The organism is Streptomyces sp. NBC_01351, assembly GCF_036237315.1.
In the GTDB taxonomy this organism is placed as follows: Bacteria; Actinomycetota; Actinomycetes; order Streptomycetales; family Streptomycetaceae; genus Streptomyces.
In genome coordinates, this window is the sequence record NZ_CP108357.1 from 177,433 (window position 1) to 199,652 (window position 22,220).

18 protein-coding genes are annotated in these 22,220 nt (G+C 67.6%); 13 read left to right on the forward strand and 5 right to left on the reverse strand.

The annotated features are described in order from the left end of the window. Positions 1–91: 91 nt before the first annotated feature. The 3 genes from OG625_RS40055 to OG625_RS40065 all read left to right on the forward strand — a co-directional run bounded on the left by OG625_RS40055 (position 92) and on the right by OG625_RS40065 (position 1,672). Positions 92–835 (forward strand): TIGR02391 family protein, encoded by a 744-nt coding sequence (locus OG625_RS40055; RefSeq protein WP_329391467.1) that lies wholly within the window; start codon positions 92–94, stop codon positions 833–835. Positions 836–1,037: 202 nt separating this feature from the next. Next, positions 1,038–1,295, forward strand: coding sequence for a hypothetical protein (locus OG625_RS40060; RefSeq protein WP_329391465.1), 258 nt, complete (start codon positions 1,038–1,040; stop codon positions 1,293–1,295). Between the two features lie 8 nt (positions 1,296–1,303). Next, positions 1,304–1,672, forward strand: coding sequence for a hypothetical protein (locus OG625_RS40065; RefSeq protein WP_329391463.1), 369 nt, complete (start codon positions 1,304–1,306; stop codon positions 1,670–1,672). 162 nt (positions 1,673–1,834) lie between these two features. On the opposite strand, the gene OG625_RS40070 is transcribed toward OG625_RS40065, so the two are convergent. Then, positions 1,835–2,497, reverse strand: a complete 663-nt coding sequence (locus OG625_RS40070) for a hypothetical protein (protein ID WP_329391460.1) — start codon at positions 2,495–2,497, stop codon at positions 1,835–1,837. A 181-nt stretch (positions 2,498–2,678) separates the two neighbouring features. Beyond that, complete coding sequence (locus OG625_RS40075) at positions 2,679–2,963, reverse strand: hypothetical protein (protein ID WP_329391459.1); 285 nt, start codon at positions 2,961–2,963, stop codon at positions 2,679–2,681. A gap of 222 nt (positions 2,964–3,185) precedes the next feature. Here OG625_RS40075 and OG625_RS40080 point away from each other — a divergent pair, with 222 nt between their 5' ends. From OG625_RS40080 to OG625_RS40095, 4 genes are all read left to right on the forward strand, one after another. After that, positions 3,186–4,508: a hypothetical protein gene (locus OG625_RS40080; protein ID WP_329391457.1), complete on the forward strand. Its 1,323-nt coding sequence runs from the start codon at positions 3,186–3,188 to the stop codon at positions 4,506–4,508. A 9-nt stretch (positions 4,509–4,517) separates the two neighbouring features. Further along, positions 4,518–5,117 (forward strand): GNAT family N-acetyltransferase, encoded by a 600-nt coding sequence (locus tag OG625_RS40085; RefSeq protein WP_329391454.1) that lies wholly within the window; start codon positions 4,518–4,520, stop codon positions 5,115–5,117. Between the two features lie 266 nt (positions 5,118–5,383). Then, positions 5,384–5,872: an NUDIX hydrolase gene (locus OG625_RS40090; RefSeq protein ID WP_329391451.1), complete on the forward strand. Its 489-nt coding sequence runs from the start codon at positions 5,384–5,386 to the stop codon at positions 5,870–5,872. Further along, positions 5,869–6,348, forward strand: a complete 480-nt coding sequence (locus OG625_RS40095; RefSeq protein ID WP_329391449.1) for an NUDIX domain-containing protein — start codon at positions 5,869–5,871, stop codon at positions 6,346–6,348. The genes OG625_RS40090 and OG625_RS40095 overlap by 4 nt, the downstream gene beginning before the upstream one ends. 359 nt (positions 6,349–6,707) lie before the next feature. Here OG625_RS40095 and OG625_RS40100 read toward each other — a convergent pair whose 3' ends face one another. After that, the gene (locus tag OG625_RS40100; protein ID WP_329391447.1) at positions 6,708–6,869 is read right to left on the reverse strand and encodes a hypothetical protein; all 162 of its coding nucleotides are present in this window, start codon (positions 6,867–6,869) and stop codon (positions 6,708–6,710) included. 354 nt (positions 6,870–7,223) lie between these two features. Beyond that, a complete protein-coding gene (locus tag OG625_RS40105; protein WP_329391445.1) occupies positions 7,224–8,165 on the reverse strand; it encodes a hypothetical protein in 942 nt (313 codons plus the stop codon). Between the two features lie 211 nt (positions 8,166–8,376). On the opposite strand from OG625_RS40105, the gene OG625_RS40110 reads away from it, so the two are divergent. The 5 genes from OG625_RS40110 to OG625_RS40130 all read left to right on the forward strand — a co-directional run bounded on the left by OG625_RS40110 (position 8,377) and on the right by OG625_RS40130 (position 10,994). After that, positions 8,377–8,574, forward strand: a complete 198-nt coding sequence (locus OG625_RS40110; protein WP_329391443.1) for a hypothetical protein — start codon at positions 8,377–8,379, stop codon at positions 8,572–8,574. Positions 8,575–8,861: 287 nt separating this feature from the next. After that, on the forward strand, positions 8,862–9,086 hold the full coding sequence (locus OG625_RS40115) for a hypothetical protein (RefSeq protein WP_329391441.1): 225 nt from the start codon (positions 8,862–8,864) through the stop codon (positions 9,084–9,086). Then, on the forward strand, positions 9,083–9,643 hold the full coding sequence (locus tag OG625_RS40120; protein WP_329391439.1) for an RNA polymerase sigma factor: 561 nt from the start codon (positions 9,083–9,085) through the stop codon (positions 9,641–9,643). The genes OG625_RS40115 and OG625_RS40120 overlap by 4 nt, the downstream gene beginning before the upstream one ends. After that, positions 9,643–10,392, forward strand: a complete 750-nt coding sequence (locus OG625_RS40125; protein WP_329391437.1) for a hypothetical protein — start codon at positions 9,643–9,645, stop codon at positions 10,390–10,392. The genes OG625_RS40120 and OG625_RS40125 overlap by 1 nt, the downstream gene beginning before the upstream one ends. Positions 10,393–10,721: 329 nt before the next feature. Continuing rightward, complete coding sequence (locus tag OG625_RS40130) at positions 10,722–10,994, forward strand: hypothetical protein (protein ID WP_329391435.1); 273 nt, start codon at positions 10,722–10,724, stop codon at positions 10,992–10,994. Between the two features lie 119 nt (positions 10,995–11,113). Here the strand turns inward: OG625_RS40130 and OG625_RS40135 are convergent, their stop codons facing one another. Then, entirely contained in the window at positions 11,114–15,310 is a 4,197-nt protein-coding gene (locus OG625_RS40135) for a ricin-type beta-trefoil lectin domain protein (protein ID WP_329391433.1), read from the reverse strand. A 735-nt stretch (positions 15,311–16,045) separates the two neighbouring features. On the opposite strand from OG625_RS40135, the gene OG625_RS40140 reads away from it, so the two are divergent. Beyond that, positions 16,046–22,054: an RHS repeat-associated core domain-containing protein gene (locus OG625_RS40140; RefSeq protein WP_329391431.1), complete on the forward strand. Its 6,009-nt coding sequence runs from the start codon at positions 16,046–16,048 to the stop codon at positions 22,052–22,054. The last annotated feature ends 166 nt before the right edge of the window (positions 22,055–22,220 follow it).

Consider the following 22,220-nt stretch of genomic DNA (forward strand, 5'->3'; position numbering starts at 1 on the left):
CGCTCTGCCCGGCATCCTGCCTTCCACCGACCGGCCCGCGGACGGGGGAAATTGGAACTCGGGTGTCGGTGCCACGCCGTAGCGTGCGCCCATGACGTTCACGTACATACCGCCGGTACCGGCGGAACAGATCCGGCAGCTGCCCACCCGGGACGTTGCGCTCCTTCTGCTGCAGCACCTCGCCAGCGGCACCGGTCTCCTGCAGTACGGAGGGACGGTGGGCTCGGCCCGCCAGGCGTTCCAGGACGAGCCGGACACAAACGCCCTCGTGGACCGCCTTTCCGATGCCTGGGCCTGGCTGGAGGCGCACGCGCTGCTGTCCCGGGTGCCCAGCCAGTCGGAAGCCTTCCGCCAGCTTTCCCGCGACGGCAGGGGCCTGGCGAAGGACCCGGAGGGCATCACGCGGTTCGAAGCCGGCCAGCGGTTGTCCGGCCCGCTCCACCCGGCCCTGGAAGCCACGGTGCGCACCAACTTCGACCTGGGTGACTACGAGACGGCGTGCTTCGCCGCGATGAAGGCGGTCGAGGTCGCCGTCCGGGATGCCTCCGGACTCGACAACTCCCTGGTCGGCGTGAAGCTGATGCGTGCAGCGTTCCAGCCGCACCAGAACGGGAAGGCCGGCGGCCCGCTCGCCGATGCCGGAGCCGAAGGTGGTGAGCAGGAGGCCGCTTCCGCGCTGTTCGCCGGTGCCATTGGCGCGTACAAGAACCCTGCCAGCCACCGCACGGTCGACTTCGACGATCCGATCGAGGCGGCCGAGATCATCCAGTTCGCCGACCTGCTGCTGCGTCAGGTCGAACGCGCCAAGCGCCGTCAGGCCGCAGCGACGCCGTAGCGGAGGCACAGGGCCGGGGTGATCCGAAAACGGCGGCCGACGCAGCGCGGTTCTGTGACCTACGGTCCGACCGCACCCACGGCATTCACGACAGCGTCACCTTCTGCTTCGCCTGTGCCGCGCCTTCCGGAGAGTAGGCGCCCGTGCGGGTACGGGTACGGGTACGTACCCGTACCCTAGAGGGATGGGAAGGAGCACAACGATGTCCGATGCCAACGTGAGAATCCCCGAGGAAGCCAAGGACCGCCTGGCCGCGATCGCGGCCGCAGAGGGTCTATCCCTGCGCGCCTACCTGGCCAGGCTGGCCGAGACGATGCTGACGCCGGCCGAGCGCGCCGAACGCGCCGAGAAGGCGCAGGCCGCGCTGCGGGCCTGGAACGGGTACGCGCCGACTCCGGCCGAGCAGAACGAGCTCGACGATGAGCTCGACCGCCGTCTTGCGCGGGTGCAGCGCCCGTGAGCGAAGCGATGCACATAGTACTGGACGAGACGGCAATGGCCGCGGCCGGGCAAGGCAACGTGCTGGCCTCCCGGCTGATCCACCGCGCGCACGCCGAGACCGGCTGGTTCCTCTACGCGCCCTCGTGCGCTCTCGTGGAATCCGACCGAGCGCGGCCTGGTACCGCTGAGCACCTGGCCGCCCTGCCCGGCATCACCGTCCTGGACCTGGACCTGCCTGCGGCGCTGGCGGTCGCCCAGCAGGAGACGTGGGCTGCCGCGCACAGCCAGCACGCGGCGCAGCCCACTGCGGACCGGCCCGACGGCGCGATCGTGGCCACCACCGTGCCGAAGCGCTGGGAGGGTCAGCCGGTACGGATCCTGGACCTCACTCCTTGACATCCTCCCCGCCCTAAAGGACGGGGATTCCCGCCTGGCTGCCGGTGGTGACCGGCTGGGCCTTCGGGTGGGTTCCTTCGGGTGGGTTCCCCGTTCAACGGGCCGTGCCTGGCATGGGATTTCCACTCCAGGACTTGCCTGCCCTCCAAGAGCGTTGCCGCTCTACCGCTCGGCGGTGCCGCCCTCGCCGTCCATCTCGTAGATCCGTTCTTGAAGCCGTTCACCGGCCCAGTCCAGCCCGACGCCCAGGTCGAACCAGTGCCGATCCTTGCGGCCTTCGGGTGGTGAGAGGTTCACCGCGGCCCAGGAGAAGACCCCGAGGAGGATGGAACGCCCGTGCTGCGTTGTGCGCACGGACAACGCAAACGGCGCGGCGAGTGCAGCGCGGGCGACCAAAATGACCTGTTGGTCCTCAGAATGTCGACGCCCACCTGTGAGAAATCGGGGCTCTTCGAGGATCTTGACCCACTCGACCACTGCGTCTGCCGCCTGGGCGCGCAGGGACTCTTCGATGCCCTTCCGGACGGCGGTCGCGGGATCATCTCCGAGCCAGCCAAGCCAGTGATCAGGATCAGTGAGCTTGCCGAAGTCGTCCTGTGGCACCCCGTGACGGGGATTCTCCTGGTACTCGCCTGTCAGTTTCCCGCTGCTATCCACCAGCCACGCGCCGCGGATTGCCTCGGGAGGTACGTAGCCGTTCGGGTCGTCGATGTACGTCGGGTCGATCTCGGCGACGCTGCCACCAGGATTTTTCGCAGCCGCAGCTAATAGCGCCGGCTCGTTCGGTATGCCCTTACCTCGGCTTCGCGAGCCAAAAAGCTTCACGTCCCACCCCCACCGTTGCCCGCCCCGTTGACCAGCATTGTGCCGCACCGGTCAGGACCGCATCTGGCCTGCGATGACGATGAAGGCCAGAGGGCGGGCCCGGCCGTGTCGCCGCCTGCGGTGTCCTCGGCCGGCTTGAGCTGGCCGAAGACACCGCCATCATCTGACTCGTACACGCCGTTCACCGATCCTGTCGGTGGGACGGCGTGAACAGGGGCTTGAGGAGGAAGCCTGTGACGCTGGTGCCAGCCACCATCGCAACGACGTCACGGATCACCAGGAGCAACACCGAAACGAGCAGCCCGGTGGCCAGGATCGCAGCGATGACAACAGCTGCTTTGGCCCAGTGCCGCGCCTTCGGGAGGGGCGCATGTGCGTGCCCATCGCACCGAAGGCCGCTGGCGGGGGTCTTGAGGTCAGTCGGACGACCGTGCGCGTCGGTCACCACATGACGTCTGTCAGTCATGGTGCCCCTCCTCAACTCGCCGTCGGATCGAATGAATGTGCTGATCACAACCGTCTGATGGGGGAGCATGACCAGACGAGGTCCGGCAGCAGTCCCGCACCGGACCAGTCCGGGACATGAAGCGGACCGCCGCCGGACCAGAGCTCTCGCTCTGCTGACTAGCCGTCGTCGCAGGACGACACTGGGTGCAGCGGAGCACGTACTCGTGACTCGGGAGGACCGGTGGCCGGCAACGCAGGCAAGGGAGATCCACGGACCACGCTGGAGTTCCTGTTGCGCCAGCAGCCGCGCACGTACGAAGAGATCGTCCGTGAATTCGGGCGTCTCGCCGACGAGCTGGGTGAGGACGTCACCCTCAGCGCTCGGCACTTACGTCGGCTGGCCAGTGGGGAACGGGCCAACACCACCCCAGTCATGCGTCGCGTTCTGCAGCAAATGTTCGGCAAACCGCTCGATGAGCTCCTTGCCCCGTGGGGCGGCGGACCTTTACCGGCGGCGGACGAATCCACGGGGCTGGTCCTGACTACAGGCCAGCCAACGGCGGACCGGGAGTTGATCGAGATGGCGGCACGACGCGCCAAGAGTTTCGCCCTTGCGGCAGGTCAGACGGAGTTGACGTCCAGCGTGATGGAACAGGTACACGCGGATGTCCAACGCCTGGCGACGGACTACCCGCAGCTGCCGTTGTCAGCGCTGCTGCCGGATCTGATCATGACGCAGGACACCGTGTTCACTCTGCTGGAGCATCAGCGACGTCCCGATCAGGCACGCCAGCTGTACTTCCTCGCCGGCGTCACGGGGGGTCTGCTCGCGAAGGCATCGCATGACCTTGCCGACCCGCACGCAGCGCTGACACAAGCACGGACGGCGTTCGTCTGTGCGGACAACGCCGACCACAACGGCCTTAGGGCGTGGATCCGCGGCATTCAGTCCTTGGTCTCCTACTGGGCTGGCCGGACACGCGAGTCCGTCCGTTACGCCCAGTCCGGCGCTGAATTCGGTGCGAGCAACACGTCCAGCGTGTGGCTGCCGATGAACGAGGCCCGGGCCTGGGCGGCACTCGGCAACGCGAACGCGGCTCGGGCCGCCATCGAGCGAGCAGAGAACGCCTGGGACAGCGTCCAGGTGGACGAGGTGGACGAGCTAGGCGGTCTTTGCAGCTTCGGCCGCACCCGGCAGATCTACTACGCGGCCGAAGCGCTGTCGTGGCTGCCGTCGCAGGCCGCGATCACAGGCGACTACGCCACACGCGCAGTGGAGGCATACGAGGACAACTCGTCTCCGGAGTGGGCCTTCGGGGACCAGGCCGGCTCGCACAGCGCTCTGGCCATCGCCCGCGTCCAGGCCGGGGAGCTGGAAGGCGCCGAAGAGGCCATCGCGCCGGTTCTTGAACTCGCTCCCGAACAGCGCATCAACGGGGTGATTCATTGCGTGGAGCGGGTGCACCGCGCCCTGCGGGACTCGCCGCTCGCCGACGCTGGCGCTGGTCTGCAGGAGCAGATCGAAATCTTCACGCGTACACCGCTCAAGTCCCTGCCCCGATAGGAGTCTCCGTTGCCGTATCCGATCCGCATCACCGGTGACAGCGTCGTACTGCGCGAGTTCTCCATGCGTGACGTCGATGACGTCTTGGAGATCATCGGCGATCACAAGGTCACCGCCTGGCTGTCATTCGACAGCCGCAGCCGGGATGAGGCCATCGCCATGATTGAAGGGGCGGTCGAGCGAGCCCAGCAGGAGCCGCGGACCGAGTACTACTTGGCGGTGACCAAACGCGGCGATGACAGAGTCATCGGATTCACACGGATCGGATTCGCCGGCGTCAAGGCTGGAAAGCTCGGCTACGCCGTTGCAGCAGAGGAATGGGGCCGCGGATACGCCACGGACGCGGCCCGCTCTCTGGTGGCCTACGCGTTCGGGGAGCTTGCACTCCATCGTGTCAGCGCGGCGATCGGTCCCGAGAACACGCCCTCGATCGCACTAGTGGAAAGGCTGGGATTCACCCGTGAGGGCGTGCTGCGTGATCACGTCTTCACTAACGGGGCCTGGCGCGACAGCGTGTTGTTCTCCGTTCTCGCGCACGAGTGGCCCGCTGATGGCGACCCGGTTCGTGCCGTGCGCGAGCGGGACGCTCACCGAAGAGCAGGTCGGTGAGCTGCAGCGTCGGATCCTCGCCACTGCCCGTCCGATGTGTTCACGGCGTTGCAGCGGTGCGAGCTGTCGAACCGGCATACGGGCGTTCCACACCACAGAGGTCGATTCCCTCTACGAGGGAGACAACTGGTCGAGTTGTGCGAGAACGTGGAGTTTGACCCTGCGATCCTGTTTTGCGAGGGCGTCTCGTACGACAAGCGGTACATCGCTGTTCCCGGCCCGACAGGTCGGGCCTGTGACCCGCTGGCTGCTGAAAGGAGACGTAGGTGGGTGACTGGATCCCCCGCGAGGAGTGGGTGAAGACGCAGCCCCAGGCGCTCGTGGCCTCGTGCGTCATGCTGCTGGATGACCATAACCGGATGCTTTTACTCCGTTACGGCTCCGGTCAGGAGGGCGCCAGCGGGACGTGGTGGCTGCCAGGCGGCATGGTCAATGAGGGCGAGAGCCCGTGGCCGGCGGCCCGCCGGGAGATCGGCGAGGAGACCGGCATCACTTTGGGCTCGGAACCTTGCCTCATCGGCATCGACCACAGGGCCAACGTTCTGGGCACCGGCCCCGTCGTGGACTACTTCTTCGCCGCAAGTCTCGCCGCTGGTCAGCAGATCCGGCTCAGCCCCGAACACGACCGGCACGCCTTCCACCACCCGGACAGCCTTCCGGATCTTCTCGCGGCGCACCGTCAGACGCTCATCGCGCTTCATGCCGCTGCCCTGTCCGGCCGCGCTGCTTACATGCAAGAGGGGATGCCCACATGAGCCGCATTCGCACAGCCGCGACCGGCCTGGTCGTCCGCGACGGCCACGTCCTGCTCGTCAAAGGGAACTGGCCTCAACCGGCTACCTGGCTGCCGCCCGGCGGCGGACAGAAGCTGGGCGAGCCTCTGCACCGCACTGTCGAACGGGAGGTGCTGGAGGAGACCGGGGTGACCGTTCGCGCCGGACAGTTGCTGTTCCTGCGCGAACACATTCCCGCCAATCACGAAGACGGCCCAAGCGCGTACGACCGTAACCACCGGGTTGATGCGCTGTTCTGGTGCGAGGTCGTATCGGAGCCGTCCAAGCTGGGCGGGAGCATCCCGGATCCGACCCACACCGGGGTCGAGTGGGTGCCGCTCGACAAGCTCGGCGGGCTGCGGATGATCCCCCTTTACCTGCGCGACCAGGTCACTAACGTCGTTGCCCAGGCCGCTGCCGGTACGTGGCAGACGATGTACCTGGGCGACATGGCCTGACCGGGCGCAGAGAAGTGCCCCGTCTCACCGAGCTGGTGGGACAGGGCGGGATATGTCGGTCGGCTGCAGTCATGTTCAGGACTCCGGCCGTCCGACGTCCTGCCGCGACGCCGGCGACCCACTGCCCGTCCGAGCCGGGCGGCCCTGCAACTGGCGCACCACCGGGGCGGTGCCGAGGCAGAAGGCCCGGCGCCGGGCCCGCTGGTAGGCACGCAGGATCGCCCTCAGCCCGCCCCGGGACTTCGGGGCGAGCTCCACCTCTGATGAGGCTCGTTTGAATTTCCCCACCAGGTGCTCACGAGTTCCCCAGACCTGCTCACCTTGATTCCCACCCAGGCGCGCTGACCTGCGGACGGGCGTCACTCGGAAGGGGCCGCCCGATAGCCAGCCAGGTCCAGGGGCGGGGCGGGACGCGCCGACAGTCCGGTGCCCGCGACGCGCGCTCCGCGCTCGGTGGTCCACACGACGGTGCCCGCCCACCGCATCCCCGCAGAGCAGTGCAGCAGCCCGGCCTCCGCCATCACCCGGATCCGCAGGCGCGCGGTCTCCAGTCTCCCGCCCCTGCACGCGTTGGCGGCCTGGTGCAGGGCAGCGTCGCCAGCGCAAGGAGCCGCTCATCCTCCTCCGTGCGCATCCAGCCGTCGCCCCAGGCCTCGCCGCTGCGGCGCACCCGTCGCCAGCGCTCCGCCCACATCCGGTACGCCCCCGCCGTGTACCTACCTTGGGTGGGAGACGGCGGCCGCGTCCTTGGAGTCGGTGGCGAGGGCCTCGACCTGTTCCACGGTGAGGCCGCCCAGTCGGCAGGGTTGCCGAGGGTCAAGCGGGCACCGGAGAGCATGATGGAAGGCCCGTCAGCGCGGGCCTTCCCGCGGGCGTCATTCCTCGGCGATACCGGTGTGTCCGAGTCCGTCGTCCAAGGTGATGCGGATGGTCTCCCCGGAGCCGGTGGCGCCAGCGAGTTCGGCGGCGATCCGGTTGTAGGCGGTGGTGGCCAGAGCCCAGTCGGCTTCCAGAACGGTGGCGGTGGTCCGGGTGTTCCACAGCTCGATGAGCACAGCGATGAGCGAGCGCCCGGAGAGAGCGGCCTGGATGCGGCCCTCCTTGACGTCCTCCACGGCGGGCGGGGTACGGAAGTGGCCGTGGTCGACGGCCAGAGCGGAGAGGAACTCCCAGGTGTCACGGTGCAGGACGAGTTCGGCCGAGGCGACGCCGGCGGCCTTCAGCAGCAGGACTCCGTGGGCGACCTTAGGGTCCTCGGGCTCCGATCCGGGCGTCTGCCTGGAGGCGGAAGGCGCGGGTGCGGCCCCGGTGCCGGCGCCGCGGTAGGCGGTCTCGATGGCGTGCTTCAGACCGTCCTCCGCCCCCTCGCTCCCGGTCGCTTTCTGTGGATCCTGGCCCTGGTTGTGCTCCATGTTGTCCCCCTGGTCCTCACGGTCGGGCACGGTCTGCCACATGGGCGGTTCGGTGATGTCCTCGTCGCCGTTCTGCCCGGTCTCGACTGCACAGGTCTGCGGTGGGTCTGCCTGCTGCGGGGCGGCAGCCGGGGCTATGGCGAAGCCGCGAAGGAGATCGGCGAGCTCGCGTAGCTGCTGTATCTCCTCCCGTGTTTCCTCCCGGCTTTCCTGCAGGTCAGCGATCATCTTGTCCTGACGGCGGCGCAGCTCCCGGTTCTCTTCACGCAGCCCGGTGACACCGTTCTGCACGACTTCCTGGATCTTCATGCGGGCCTGCGAGAGTTCGCCGTGCAGCGCGGGGAGACCCACCGTCGGGTCGTCCAAGCGCTCCAGTTGCTTGCGTGCCTCCCTCAGTTCCCCCATCGCTTCATCGAACGCCTGTGTCCACCTCACGTGACTCCTTGACTACGTTCCGTTATGGCCGCTCGTATCTCCCCATAAGCAGCTGAGCCGACACGGCGCTTTCCAGCCCTTCCTGGACGTCGATGGGCTACTGACTCCAACTGTCTGATCGCGGTCACGAGCAGGCCGCCCCGCACAAGGAGCCAGCCAGGCGGGCCAGGACGGAGGCTGCTTGGAAGGCCAATCGGCCGCGCCGGGAACAGCCGGTCCGGCCAGCACGCATCGACCGGCCGCCCGGCCCCAGGACCTGCGGCTGCACCGCGAACTCGCCGCGCTGGTGGCCTTCTCGCGGGTGTCCTTGGGGCTGCGGGCCCGTTCGACGCTGGCGCGCAGGGCCTCCAAGTGGGCGGGGGCGGTCCTGACGCCGTAGTGCGCTCGGGGGAGGGGCCGGGGCAGGTTAGTGCGCCCTGTGTGCGCCGGGTGATGCGCCCTGGCTCTCAAACTGGCGCACTCTGTGATCCGAGTCACGTGAACCACGGTTAACGCTGGTCGGTGCATATGACGAAAGCGGACGCGAATGTTCCACCAAGAACGCATGTCCGTCGGTTAACCCGAGCGCCCGTTCGTGCCGGTGAGTACATGCGAGAGCACACAGCGTTCTCCTCCGGGCCGCAATGGCGCGGCCCAGAGTCTCACCTGAACACGTAAGGAGGGTCAGTGGGGCACGAGATGTCCCGGTACACGCCGAAGCCCGGCGCCTACCGGATGACCGCCGCGGGACCGGACGCCGAGATGCGCCCGATAGCCCGCACCGCCTCGCGGGCCAGGGCAGCACGCACCGCCGCGCCGCGCACCGATGTGCGGCACGTAACCTCCCAGCCGCGCCTGGGAGTCCACAAGCCGGCCGCCGGGCCGCCGAATGATCAGGAGGGAGAGCGGTGAACGATTCGTCGTGGGAGTACGAGCTGACCAAGCCCGACCCGGCTGATTTTCCCGCCGCCTTCGAGGGCTTCTTCGCCCAACACAGGAGCGGCTTCCTCCGGCTCGCCGGATCCCGGCTGCGCAACCGCCAGGACGCGGAGGACGCCGTCATGGAGGCGGCCTACAAGATGTTCCGGAAGTGGGAGCGGATCATGGCCCACCAGAACCCGAGGGCAATGGCGTACCTGATCCTGCACAACCACCTCATCGACTTCTACCGGCGCCGGGCCCGGATGGCCGGGCGCGACGAAGCCGCCCGCCAGCACGCCCCCGTCGCCTCCGACTTCGCCGACCTGGGTGCATTCGCGAAGCTCGACGAAGCCCTGGAAACGCTGGAGAAGACCGCGCCCATGCAGGCCAACAGCGTGCGCCTGCGCCACCTCGCAGACCTCTCCTACGAAGACGTCGCGCTGTGCCTGGAGATCACGCCGGGCGCGGCGAAGACGAACGTGTCCCTCGGCTTGGCGAAGCTGAAGGACCTCATGAACATCCCTGACGCGGGGAAAGGGGATTCCTGATGTTGGAAGAGATGCTCAAGGCCCAGGCCCAAGCTCTCCACGACGAATACGACGACCACGACACCACCGGCTTCCTTCGCCGCCTGGCCGACCACATCAACGAGGAGGCACAGCGTCCGCCCCGCGTCCGGATGGCCAACCAGCCCTACGACGCCGCGGCTGAGCCCGAAGGGCCGGCGGCCGCGCCTCCGTCGCGGGCGCAGGTGATGGCTCCCGCGCAGGGGCCGGAGGCGAGGACCAGGGCGCAGAGCTTTGTCCGGCCCCGCGGCCGCCGTCCGATGCGGCGGCGGCCGACCCCGATTGCCCCGCTCGACCCCAGCGTCAGCCCGGCCGCCGTGATCGACTACGTCCGCAGGCTCTGCGAAGTGGTCCTCGCCTCCAAGGACGTCGAGCGCCTGGAGAGCTTCGACGAGGACTACGACCAGGCCGGCGCACGCACGTACGCGTGCCTGCTCTACACACTCGGCCAGCACACCGGCGCGTTGTACTGGTGGAGGTTCGCGGCCGGCGCGGGCGACGCGCTCGCGGCTCATCTCCTCGCCTCCCACCACGCCGCGGTCGGACTGGCCCCCGACGCACGGGTCTGGCGCGCCTTCGCCCAGATGCTCGGCTTCAGCAACGAACACCACGTGCCCACGCCCGTGCACACCGAGACCATGCTCGCCGAGCACTTCGCGGTCCGCGTGCCATGGGACCAGGAGCGGCAGTCCTTCTTCCGCGGTCTCCCCCGGGACCTCGCCACCCGCTGACCACTTCCGCAGGCCGCTGACGGCCCGTGATGCCCCCGGCTCCACCAAGGAGTCCGGGGTAGCACGGGCCCAATCAGGAGGCTTGCGCGCCTTGCCCTACCAGTCGTAGCGGCCCAATTCAACCGTTCTCCCACGGTAAACCCGCTGGTCAGAACCCTTGAATTCAAATTCTCGTCAACGTGGAAGCCCCACAGGACTTGCGGTTCTAAGTACCGCCTCCTGCACGGTGTGCCCATCGAGCTCCCGCCCTCGGTACGAAGCGGCGCCAGCTCCCGCTCCACGCCATCGCGTGCGACCACACATGCCCGAATCCGAAGGACCACCCACCCATGTCTCAGCCGACTTCCACCCCGCCGCAGGACCCCGCTCCCGTCCCGCAGCAGCCGACGCCGCCAGCCTCAGGCGGCGGCGCGACAGCGGCGCTCCTGCCCCTCCTGGTCCTGGTCTTCGTCCTCCTCGTACTCGTCATCGGCGCCGGCCTTCTCTACGTAACCGCCGCGCACCCCTCGCTCGCCATTCCGCTGACCGTCGCCGCCGCGGGCGTCACGATCGTCTTCACCATCGCCGGGGTCCTCGTCGCGGTCATGGCCTCCAGGAGGTGACCTCGGTGCGCCGCGCCCCGCCCGGATTCCCCCGGCGGGGCGGCTCCCACCCTGAGAGGCGCGGGCCCGCCACCTCCGGGGTTTCGGAGATGGCGGGCCCATGGGTCAGACAGCTGGAGTCAGCTGGCGTTTCCCAGGGGGGTGGCGAGGCCGGGGGCGTGCCAGCGTTGGTTGTTGCCGTAGGTGCAGTCGAACAGTTCGAGTTGGTTGCCGTTGTCGGTGCGGGCGTACGGCAGGTCGAGGCAGCGGCCGGAGTGCGGGTTGTAGAAGCCGCCGGTTGCGGTGGGGAGCCACTGCTGGTTGTAGGCGCCGGTGGCGCAGGTCCACAGCAGGATCGGGGTGCCGTTGGTCGTGCCGCCGCCTGAGATGTCTACGCACTTTCCGCCGATGCGAAGTTCACCGTCTGCCGTGATGGCGAATCTCTGAGCAGGGTCGTCGTTGGTGGTGCTGCAGTCCCAGATCTGGATGCGGTTACCGTCGATGCTGTTGCCGAAGTTGTTGTCTGCGCACTTTGCGGAGTTCAGCGCGGAGACGAGCTTGGTGCCGTTTGCGGTGGGGACGGTGGAGTGGTTGTAGACGGAAACGTTGCTGATACCGCCTTCGAAGAAGGAGGACGTCTTGCTCGCCCTCTTGTAGCGGCCCATGACCAGGGGGCCGGTGGCATTCCATGCGTTGGCCTTGGCGTGGTGGCCAGTGCCGGCCAGGGTGCCGTTGACGTAGAGGGCAATCAGGCCGGTCCGGTCGTCGTACGTGGCGGTGAGCTGGATCCATGCATTGAGTTGGACCTTGGCGGCGTCGTTCATGACTAGGGTCTGGTCGTAATCCCAGCCGTCGTCGTCCCGCTTGGACATTCCAAACCGCCAGGTGCCGTCCCCGTCGTGCCAGAGCATGAACCCGCTGGCGTGCGCTCCGTCCTGGCTGAGAACGACGCCGGTGGGTTTGTTGGACTTGGCCCAGGCGGAGACGGTGAAGCTTCGGGTGGTGTCGACGGCAGGGCCGGCGGCGGTGACGGTTCCGGTGGTTCCGTTGAGGGCGACGACGTCGGTGGTGGTGCCCGCGACGGTGTCGTCCTTGACCCGGGTGGCGCCGGTGGCGCTGAGGGCCGCGTTGTTGCGGCGGCGGAGGTCGATGGCGGTGTTGCCGGTGGCCTCGTTCAGTTTCCAGTGCGCGGTGGAGATGCGGGCGTCGCCCATGGTGTGGCCGGTGTTGAATCCGGTGACCTTGCCGGAGGTGGCGACGCCGTTCCAGGTGCGCAGCCGGTGGAGGCTGTCCAGGGCCCACAGGTCGGGGATGCCGTCGGCGCTGGTGTCGCCGGAGGTGCCGATGACAGGGTAGGTGGTTGCGTTGACGCCTGAGCTGATCTTGGTGCGCTTGGTGTGGTCGCCGAGGGCTGCGGGGTTTCCGGCGACGTTGGCGTACTGGTAGACGTCGCCGGTGGTGTTGTCGCGGGCCCAGAGGTCGGGGAGGCTGTCGCCGGTGGCGTCACCGGGGGCGATGAGGGTGAGGTTGTCCCAGCCTGTGGGGCTAAGGACGAGCACGAGAGGGTCGCGCAGTTCGCCAGTCGTGCCGGTGCCCTGGAACAACATCAGTGCGCTGCTCGTGCCGTCGTTCTCTACGGTGATCAGATCATTGCGAGGGGTGACGCCGCCTGCTTCCGGTAGTGCGTCGCCGACGGCGAGGATCTGCTTGACCCGTGCCCAGGTTCCCGCGTACTCGGCGCCACAGGGCTGGCCTGTGGCGGCGACGCGGCAATCCCCTGCGTCGGGCCGTGTGACGCCCTCGCCCCGATTGGCCTTGCTGTAGTAGAGGCCGCCGTAGGCTTCGAGGCCGCCCTCGGTAAGGGAGTTGCGGTAGAGCCACAGGTTGCCGTCGCGGTAGGCCCATAGGTCGTCGATGCGGATGCCGTTGCCGCCGCGGTGGGTGACGAGGGTGCCGTTGCCCCAGCTCTTGCCGTCGGGGCTGTTGGCTGCGTTGGAGGCGAGCATGCCGCCGGCTGCGGGGTCGATGGCGGTCGGGTAGACGATGAGGTCGCCGTTGGCAGCGGGGGCGATGAAGTCGACGCGTTCGTCGCCGGTGATGTCGCCGAGTGTGGTCTTCGCGTTCGGGTTGTCGGGGACGTAGAAGGTGTAGGTCTGCTGCTGAGAGCGGTTGCCGGCGCGGTCCACGGACTGGACGCGCAGGATGTTGGTGCCCCAGGTCGTCGGAGTCAGCGGGATGGTGGCGCTGCCGTCGGCGGCCGCGTCGACGCGGTTGGCACCACCGACCGGGATGGTCGAGTTGAAGGCCCACTCGTAGTACAGGACTCCGCTGATGGAGTCTGCGGCCTTCACCGTAAAGGTACCGGGCTGGCCGATGTGCTTGGTGGAGCCGGGCAGGGTACCCGACGGCGGATACTCGGCGGAGGTGACGACCGGGATGGACGGGAGCTGGGTGTCCATGCTGAACATGCAGCCGTTTACCCAGTTGGAGGTCATGTCGCCGTCACCGCCCTGGACCTGCCACCAGTAGGTGTGGCCGTCGGAGAGGTTGTTCGGCAACGCGGCTGCCCAGTGGGTGCCGTTTGCTTGGTTCCCCCACCCGCTGTCGTAGGCCACGGCGCCGTTGACGTCGTGGACCAGGAACCGGGCGTCGTTGGACTGTCCGTCCGGATCACCGATCCACGCGTCAATGCGCAGCCCGGCATAGCCCGTGGCGCCGACCCAGCCGCAGCCGTTGCCGTTCGCGTTCTTCGGCTCCGGGCTCATGCCAAGGGACCACGGGTCATACGGCGGCCGGTTGTACTCGATGTACAGGAAGGGCAGGTCGTTCTTGTCGCGGGTGAACCGCTTGAAGGAGTTGTTGCTGCTGCTCTTGGATTCGTTGGAGGCGAAGAGGCCGTAGGTGAGGCTGCCGCGCCATTCGTTCGCGGCGAGGTGTGCGCGTACGTCCCACTCACCGCGCGTGGTGGCGTCGGGGCAGCCGGGGCCGCCCGCGCTGTTGAGGGAGGTGGTGCGCAGGATCTCCCAGTCCCGGGGCTGGGTGTTCCAGGTGATGTTGGAGAGCAGCGGTTCGGTGGAGTGCAGGTCTACGTTGTAGGTGTTGCTGCAGGTGGCGTCGGCGGCGTCCGACTGGGTCGCGAAGAAGGATGCCTTCTTGATGCTCTTGTCGCGCAGGTCGCTGGTGTCGAGCTGTACGTAGTAGCGCTCCAGGCCTGTCCTGGTGCGCCAGCGTTGGTAGCCGACGCCGGGGTCGTAGGTGTCGCTGTAGTCGTCGTAGCTGACGGTGGTGGGGTAGCCCTCCTGTACCCAGGCCCAGTGCTGGGTGCCGCGGCTGGTGGGCTGCCATGCCGGGTCGATGTAGACCGGGTAGGTGGTGGCGGGGTCGGCCATGAAGGCCTGGTCCGGGGTGAGGGCGAGGGAGTCCTTGCCGAGGTCGGTCTGGAGCCGGGTGACCTTGGCGGAGTCGCCCGGGCCGGCGCTGTCCGAGGCGGACTTGACCGGTTCGTCGTCCGCAATCTGGGCTGCGGTCGCCGCCTCGGAGAACGCGGCGGCGTTCGACGGTTCGGCGAGGGGAGTTTGGACGGGGCGGGTGGAGTCCCACATGGTGGGGGTCGGAGCTTGGAAGACCGTACGGCCCGAGGCATCGGTGGCCTTCAGGTTGCCGTTGCCGTCAGCGGAGACGGTGACGCCCTGGCCCTTCAGGCCGGTGGTCAGCTTGGCGAGTTTCGGGTGCTTCGCGGCCGCGGCGGACTTGACGACGAGGATCTGTGAGATGCCACCGCCCTCATCGGCCGTGACCTTGAGGTCGGTGCCCGGGACCACCTCGCGATAGACGGCGCTGGCGCCCTCCAGCACGGGTGCGGGAAGTGGTTCCGGCCAGCTCAGCACGAGCTGTTTGCCGTCTTGGTCCAGCGTGGCAAGCGGCGCGGTGCCGCCCCCGGACAGGGTCAGGCCGCTCACCGAGGCCTTCGGGCTGAGCGTGCCGTCGGCCGCCTTGACGAGGGTGGCGTCCAGCTCGGCCCACTTGCCGTCGCGTTTGGTGCGCAACGGGGCGACGCTGCGGGTCAGGCCCAGTGTGCCGTTCGGGTTGGCCATCACCGTGTCGGTCTCGGTCGTCCCTGCCGGCACGGGCACGGGCTTCCCGGTGCGCTTGGCCTCCGCGAGCGCGGTGTCCTCCGCCCGCTCCCGTTCGGTCGTCGGCCGCTCCGGCGGCGTCTGAGCGGCCGGTGCCGCCGGCTTGTCGACTGCCGAGGCGGTCGGCGCCGCGCCGACGGATGTGACGGACAGGGCAAGTGCGACCAGCCCGGCCAGCGCGACCGGCCGACGGGCCGGTCGCATTCTTCGTAACATTCCCCCACGGGAACTCCCCAGTGTGATCGTTTCCGACAACTGGGCGTGAACGCTAACAGCCCATCCGATCGGGCGGCCTGTGATCAGAATTCGGAACTCGATATTCCTGGGAACTATTTCGCAGGATCGTGATAAATCGATCGACGCGATCCGGCCATCGCGTAAGCGAACTGTCGGGTTTCAGGCAATCTTCGGAACCTTGCAGGTCGGGCCGAGATGTCTTGTCCGGATTGGTTCATGTATTGCGGACGGCCAACAGGCTAGGCTCTCAGGCCAATTGATCCACTCGGCGACCGTGGGGGGAATGCCGTGTCGGCACCAACGGCTGGACTTCGAGCGATGAGAAGAAACTCGAAGATCAAACAGCGCATCGCAGTTCCAGTGTTAGTGGCACTCTCGCTGCTCGTCGGCTCGGGAACTGCCCAAGCCGCGCAGTGGCAGCCAAAAGATCAACGCCGCTGGTCACCGGGCGTATTAAAGAAGACCGAGTCGGTCTCCGGGAAGAACGCTCCGAAGATCGATCCGAAGACCCTTAAGGGCGACGGGGCAACATCCTGGCGCCCGAAGGACGTGTACTGGCCGCCTGCTTCTCAGGCCGAGGTGGATCTTGGTGCTACGGCGCCCGCTGCTCCGCGCGGTTCGCTTCTCACCGCGCCCGCACCTTCCGGTGTCCCAGCGGCTCCCGCCGCCGATCCGAGCCGCGCGGGCACCGCTCCCGTCTGGGTGAGCCCCGCGTCGGCCAAGGACGCTCCGCGCACCGGCAAGGCTGCCGTGCAGCTCACGGACAGAGCTGCCGCCGAGAAGGCCGGCATCCAGGGCCTGCTGCTCACGGTCCGCCCGGCCGGGGATGTGGTGAAGGCCGGCCCGGTCAAGGTCTCGGTGGACGTCTCGCACATCGCGGGTGCTTTCGGTGGCGACTGGCTCCACCGGACCCACCTGGTCAGGCTGCCGGAATGCGCCCTGACCACCCCCGAGCACGCTGAGTGCCGCACGCAGACACCCGTCACCACCGCCAGGGACGGCGACCGGGCCGGGCTGCTCAGCGCGGAAGTACCCCTCAAGGGCGGCTCCGCAGGCGAGAGTCTGCGTACGAGCGAAGCTTCCACTGCTTCGGATGGGGCTACGGTGCTCGGCGTGACGGCCGCGCCAGGCGGCCCCGCCGGAACCTACGCCGCCACCAGCCTGGCACCTTCGGGCAAGTGGTCCAGCGGCGGGAACGCCGGCGGCTTCTCCTGGTCGTACCCGATTGCCGTACCGGATGCACTGGGCGGTACCAAACCCACCATCGACCTCTCGTACAGTTCTCAGGCAGTGGACGGCCGCACCGCGGCCACGAACAACCAGGCCTCATGGATCGGCGAGGGCTGGGACTACTCGCCCGGCTTCGTTGAGCGAACCTTCAAGCCCTGTGCCAAGGACGGCCAGGCCGACTCGAGCGAACAGTGCCTGGCCGGGCACAACGCGACGGTCTCCCTGAACGGCAAGTCCTCGACGCTCGTCCGCGACGACACCTCCGGCACCTGGAGGCTCGAGAACGACGACGCCTCGAAGGTCGAGAAACTGACCGGGGCGACCAACGGCGACAACAACGGCGAGTACTGGAAGATCACCACCCCGGACGGGACCCAGCATTACTTCGGCGTCGGCCGCAAGCCCGGCAGCGCCACCGCACCCGCCACCAACTCCGCGTGGACGACTCCTGTCTACGGCAACAACGCGGGCGAGGAGTGCAACAAGCCGACCTTCGCCGCGTCCTGGTGCCAGCAGGCCTGGCGCTGGAACCTCGACTTCGTCGTCGACTCCCGCGGCGGAATGACCACCCACTCGTACGCCACCGAGACCAACCATTACAAGCTCGGTGTCTCCGCTGCGACCCCGCAGGGCACGCTCACCCCGTACATCCGAGGCGGCAACCTCGAGAAGATCACCTACGGCTCGAAGCTGACGGACGCCGACACGTTCAAGCCGACCGCGCAGGTCGTCTTCGGCGTCGAGGAGCGCTGCCTTCCAGTGAAGGACGTCTTCGACTGCGCGCCGGCCAAGCTGACCGCGGCCAACGCCACCAAGTGGCCTGACGTCCCCTTCGACCAGAAGTGTGCGACCACCGGAACCTGCGAGAACTACTCCGCCACCTTCTGGACCACCAAACGCCTCACCAAGATCACCACGCAGGTCCTCGACAGCGCCGGCGGTTACGCCAACGTCGACTCCTACGAGCTCAAGCACCAGTTCCCGCCCACCAGCGACAACACCGCACCCTCCCTCTGGCTGGCCTCGCTCCTGCACACTGGCCACGACGGCGCGACCACGCTCCCCACCAACCCGGTCGTCTTCTACGGCAAGCCGCTGAACAACCGCGTCGACTCCAGCGTCGACAACCGCCCCGCGATGAACAAGTACCGTGTCGTCAAGATCGAATCCGAGACCGGTCAGGTCACCGACGTCGGCTACGCGGACCCGGACTGCGCGCCGGGCGCCGGGCTTCCATCCTCGAAGGACGGGAACACCACGCGCTGCTACCCGGCCTACTGGAACCCGGACAACAAGAGCCCGCTCGACCCGACCCTGGACTGGTTCCACAAGTACGTCGTCACCCGCGTCACCGAGCTCGACAACTTCAGCGGCTCACGTCCACAGGAAGTCCGCTACGAGTACGTCGGCGGCGCAGCCTGGCACCGTGACGACGAGGAACTGACCGAGGACAAGCGCCGCACCTGGAACCAGTTCCGCGGCTACGAACAGGTCATCACCCGCGCCGGCACCGCCCCCGACCCCATCTCCAAGCGCACGACCTTCTACCTGCGCGGCATGGACGGCGACATCAAGGCCGACGCCAGCAAGCGCACCGCCACCTTCACCGGCCTCGCCGGCAACACGATCAAAGACGCCGACCCGCTCGCCGGCACCGTCCGAGAGACCCAGACCTTCGCCTCCGACGGCGGCGAACTCGTTGCCATCTCCGAGAACGAACCCTGGCTCTCCAAGGTCACCTCGACCCACAGCCGTGGCACCAAACTCCCCGCGCTCACCGCCCAGATGCAGCGCGACGGCTCCTCCCGTGAGAAGAAGCTGCGCGCCGACAAGACCTGGCAAACCACCTCCGAGACCGTCAAGTACGACGACACCTACGGCATGCAGGAGTGGACCCGGGACCAGGCAGACGGGCTTCCCGACACCTGCACCAAAACCTCCTACACCCGCAACACCGCCGCCTGGATGATCGACCGCGTCTCCGAGACTATCCAGATCCAAAGCAGCGACTGCGCGACCACAGCAACCGAGGCGAACACCCTCAGCCGTAACCGCACGTCCTACGACGGACAGACCCACGGCACCCTGAACGGCCCCGGCCAGGTCACCAGTACCGAAGAACTCGACCGCTTCGAAGCCGGCCAGCCCAAGTACACAGTCAACTCGACCCGCGCCTACGACGCCTACGGGCGCGTCATCAGCAGCATCGACGCGGTAGGCGCCAAGACCACGACGGCCTACGAACCCTCCGCACAGGCACGCGCCACCACCATCAAGGTCACCAACGCCAAGAACTGGACGACCACCACCACCCTGCACCCTCTGCGCGGGACACCGGTCAAAACGGTGGACCAAAACAACCGCACCACCGAAGCGGAATACGACGCGCTGGGCCGCACAACCCGCGTCTGGCAGCCAGGCCGCGCCCGCAGCGACAGCGCCAGCAAGGTATTCACCTACGACCTCACCAACACCGGCACCAGCTCCGTCACCACCCAGACACTCCGCGCCAGCGGGCTGTACGCCACCTCCATCAGCATCCTCGACGGACTCGGACAGAAGGTACAACTTCAGGAAGACCCGAAGATCGAGGCGGAGGGCCGCCGTCTGATCACGGACACCTGGTTCGACAGCCATGGACGTGCCGTCAAGACCAACAACACCTACGTCAACGCGGACTCCGCCCCAGTGAAGACCCGGTTCATCGCCGACGAGAACATGGTGCCCGCAACAAACACCACGCTGCACGACGGACTCGGACGCACGGTCGCCAACGTGTTCTCCTCCAAAGCGCAGGAACAGTGGCGCACCATCACCGCCTACCCCGGAGTCGACCGCACCGACACCACCCCGCCCAAGGGCGACAGCGCGACCTCCGTTCTCACCGACGCCCAAGGCCGCACCGTCGAGCGGCGCAAGTACAAGAGCCCCACGCCCACAGGGGAGTACGACACCACCCGCTACGCCTACAACACCGACGGCAAGCTGACCCGGATCACCGACCCGGCCGGCAACATCTGGACATACGACTACGACCTCCACGGGCGACAGATCCGCTCGGTGGACCCGGACAAGGGCACGTCCACGGTCACATACGACGCCGCCGACCGGCCCGCGTCCACCACGGACGCCCGCGGCACGACGGTCTTCACCAGCTACGACACCCTCGGCCGCCCGACGTCCCGCAACCAGAACACGGTCGACGGACCCGAACTGGCGACCTACGAGTACGACACCCTGCTCCCCGGCCAGCCGACCGCCTCGACCACCTGGGTGGACGGCAAGCCCTGGCGCCGGGAGACCACCAGCTACGACATCGGCTACCGGCCCACCGGCACCAAGCTGACCGTCCCGGAAGGCGAAGGAGCACTCACCGGCACCTACGCCGCCAGCACCACCTATAACACCATCACGGGACTGGAGTACCAAACCAACCTGCCTGCAGCCGGCGGCCTGCCGTTCGAGAGGCTCAGGACCAGCCGCTTCGCCAGTGGCCTGCCCCGTTCCTACGGCTCGGACAACGTCAACTACGTCAACTACGTCAACTACGACGAACTCGGCCAGGTCCGACGCACAACCTTCGGCGACGACCCCAAGCAGGCGAGCTTCACAAACACGCTCGACCCGGCCACCGGCCGGCTGCTGAGCACCGAGTTCAAGAAGCAGGACGCGTCCACCGCAGTCGACATCACCGACTACACCTACACCCAGGCCGGCGACGTCACCTCCGTCACCAACACCCAGGGCGCCACCCGCGACACCCAGTGCTTCACCTACGACTACCTCCGCCGCCTGGGCGAGGCCTGGACCGACACCGGAACCACCACCACCCAGCCAGGCCCGTCAGTCCCAGGCATCGGCAACTGCACCAACCTCACGCCCCAGCCTGGGAAGATCGGAGGCCCGGCGCCGTACCGCCAGTCCTTCACGTACGACGTGACCGGCAATCGGACCTCCTCCACGGACCACGACCCGGCTGGTGACGCCGCCAAGACCGTCACCACCACCCACACCTACCCGGCCCCGGGCTCCCCGCGCCCCCACGCCCCGACCTCCACCACCAACAAGACGGGCAGCGCACCGGAAGTCACGAGCGCCATCACGTACGACGACACGGGCAACACACTCACCCGTCCCAACGCCCCGGGATCAACACAGACCCTGACCTGGACCCCTGAGGGCAAACTCGCCTCAGCCACCACCCCAGCGGGCACCTCCACATACGCCTACGACGCGGCCGGCAACCGCCTGCTCCGCAAGGACCCCGGCAAGACCACCCTCTACCTCGGCTCGACCGAGCTCACCCTCAACACCACGGCCAACACCGTCACCGGCACCCGCTACTACTCCACCCCCGGCGGCACCACCATCGTCCGGACCTCCGACGGCAAGCTCACCTACGTCGCCGCCGACCACCACAACACCGGCACCACCGCCATCGACGCCACCACCCTCCAAGTCCAGCGCCGCACCACCAAGCCGTTCGGCGAGGACCGCGGCACGGCACCAGCAGCCTGGCCCGGCGAACGCGGCTTCGTTGGAGGAACCCAGGACAAGACCACGGGCCTTACCCACCTCGGCGCACGCGAGTACGATTCTGTCCTCGGACGATTCCTCTCCGTAGACCCGCTGATGATCGTGGACGACCCCCGCCAGCACAACGCCTACCAGTACGCAAACAACAGCCCCCTCACCGAATCCGACCCGACCGGCAAAGCCATCGAAGAGTGCGCTAGTGGCATGTACACCTGCACCAACGCTGGCACCAAGCCCACCGGATACGGAAAGAACTATGAACGAGAAGTCAACAACAGCCGCGGAACACTCGCCCCTGAGTACGTAAAGCAGAAAAATCGCAACAAGGCCCCCCGGCACTTCTGTGACGGCTGCACCACGATGCCGCCCCGGGCGCCGAAGGGTCTGGTCGCGCCGTCCGGCGGGCAGGACGTCTTGTGGTCGGAGACCTTTTGGGTGCGAAACGCGTACTACACCGACTACACCACGGCGGGAATGCTGGACGTAGCGCCAAACGATACGGACGTTACCTTCGCGTACAGCGAGCAGGCGATGTATGCGGCGGCGGAGCAGTTCGCGGACAAGATCGGCTGGTCCGCTGGGGTATCGGCGACGATCGGGGCGGGCTTCGACCTAAAGGTTGCCGAAGTAAAGGCGGAAGTGTCGGCCACTCTGGGCATCAACGGAGATTACACCTGGACGAACATAGATACGAAGACTCGCAGCACGACGTTGACCAAGACGGTTCCCATGAAGGTGAAGGGCGGGGAGCACTACGGGCTGTCGCCCCACGGCGTGATCGACACGTACACAACCACCTACCACCACGCGGACGGGCGGACAAGTACCAAGACCTGGGGCGCCTTCGACCTCACTTCGTGGACTCCAGTCACCTACTCGGAGATCCCGATTAACCGGGTGGCCCTCAATGCGACCGTCCTCAAGACAGGGAGCACACCATTCTGACCACCGGCCTGAGGCATCCCGCGATTCGGTGGGCGGTGGGTGCAGCCACGTGCACCGCCCTTGCGGGCTGTGGCCCCCAGGCAGCCCACACTGCGCCGAACGTCTCCGCGACGAGCACGGCGCCGCAGATACAGGCGAGCTCGTCGAACCTGGAACAGAAGGAGGT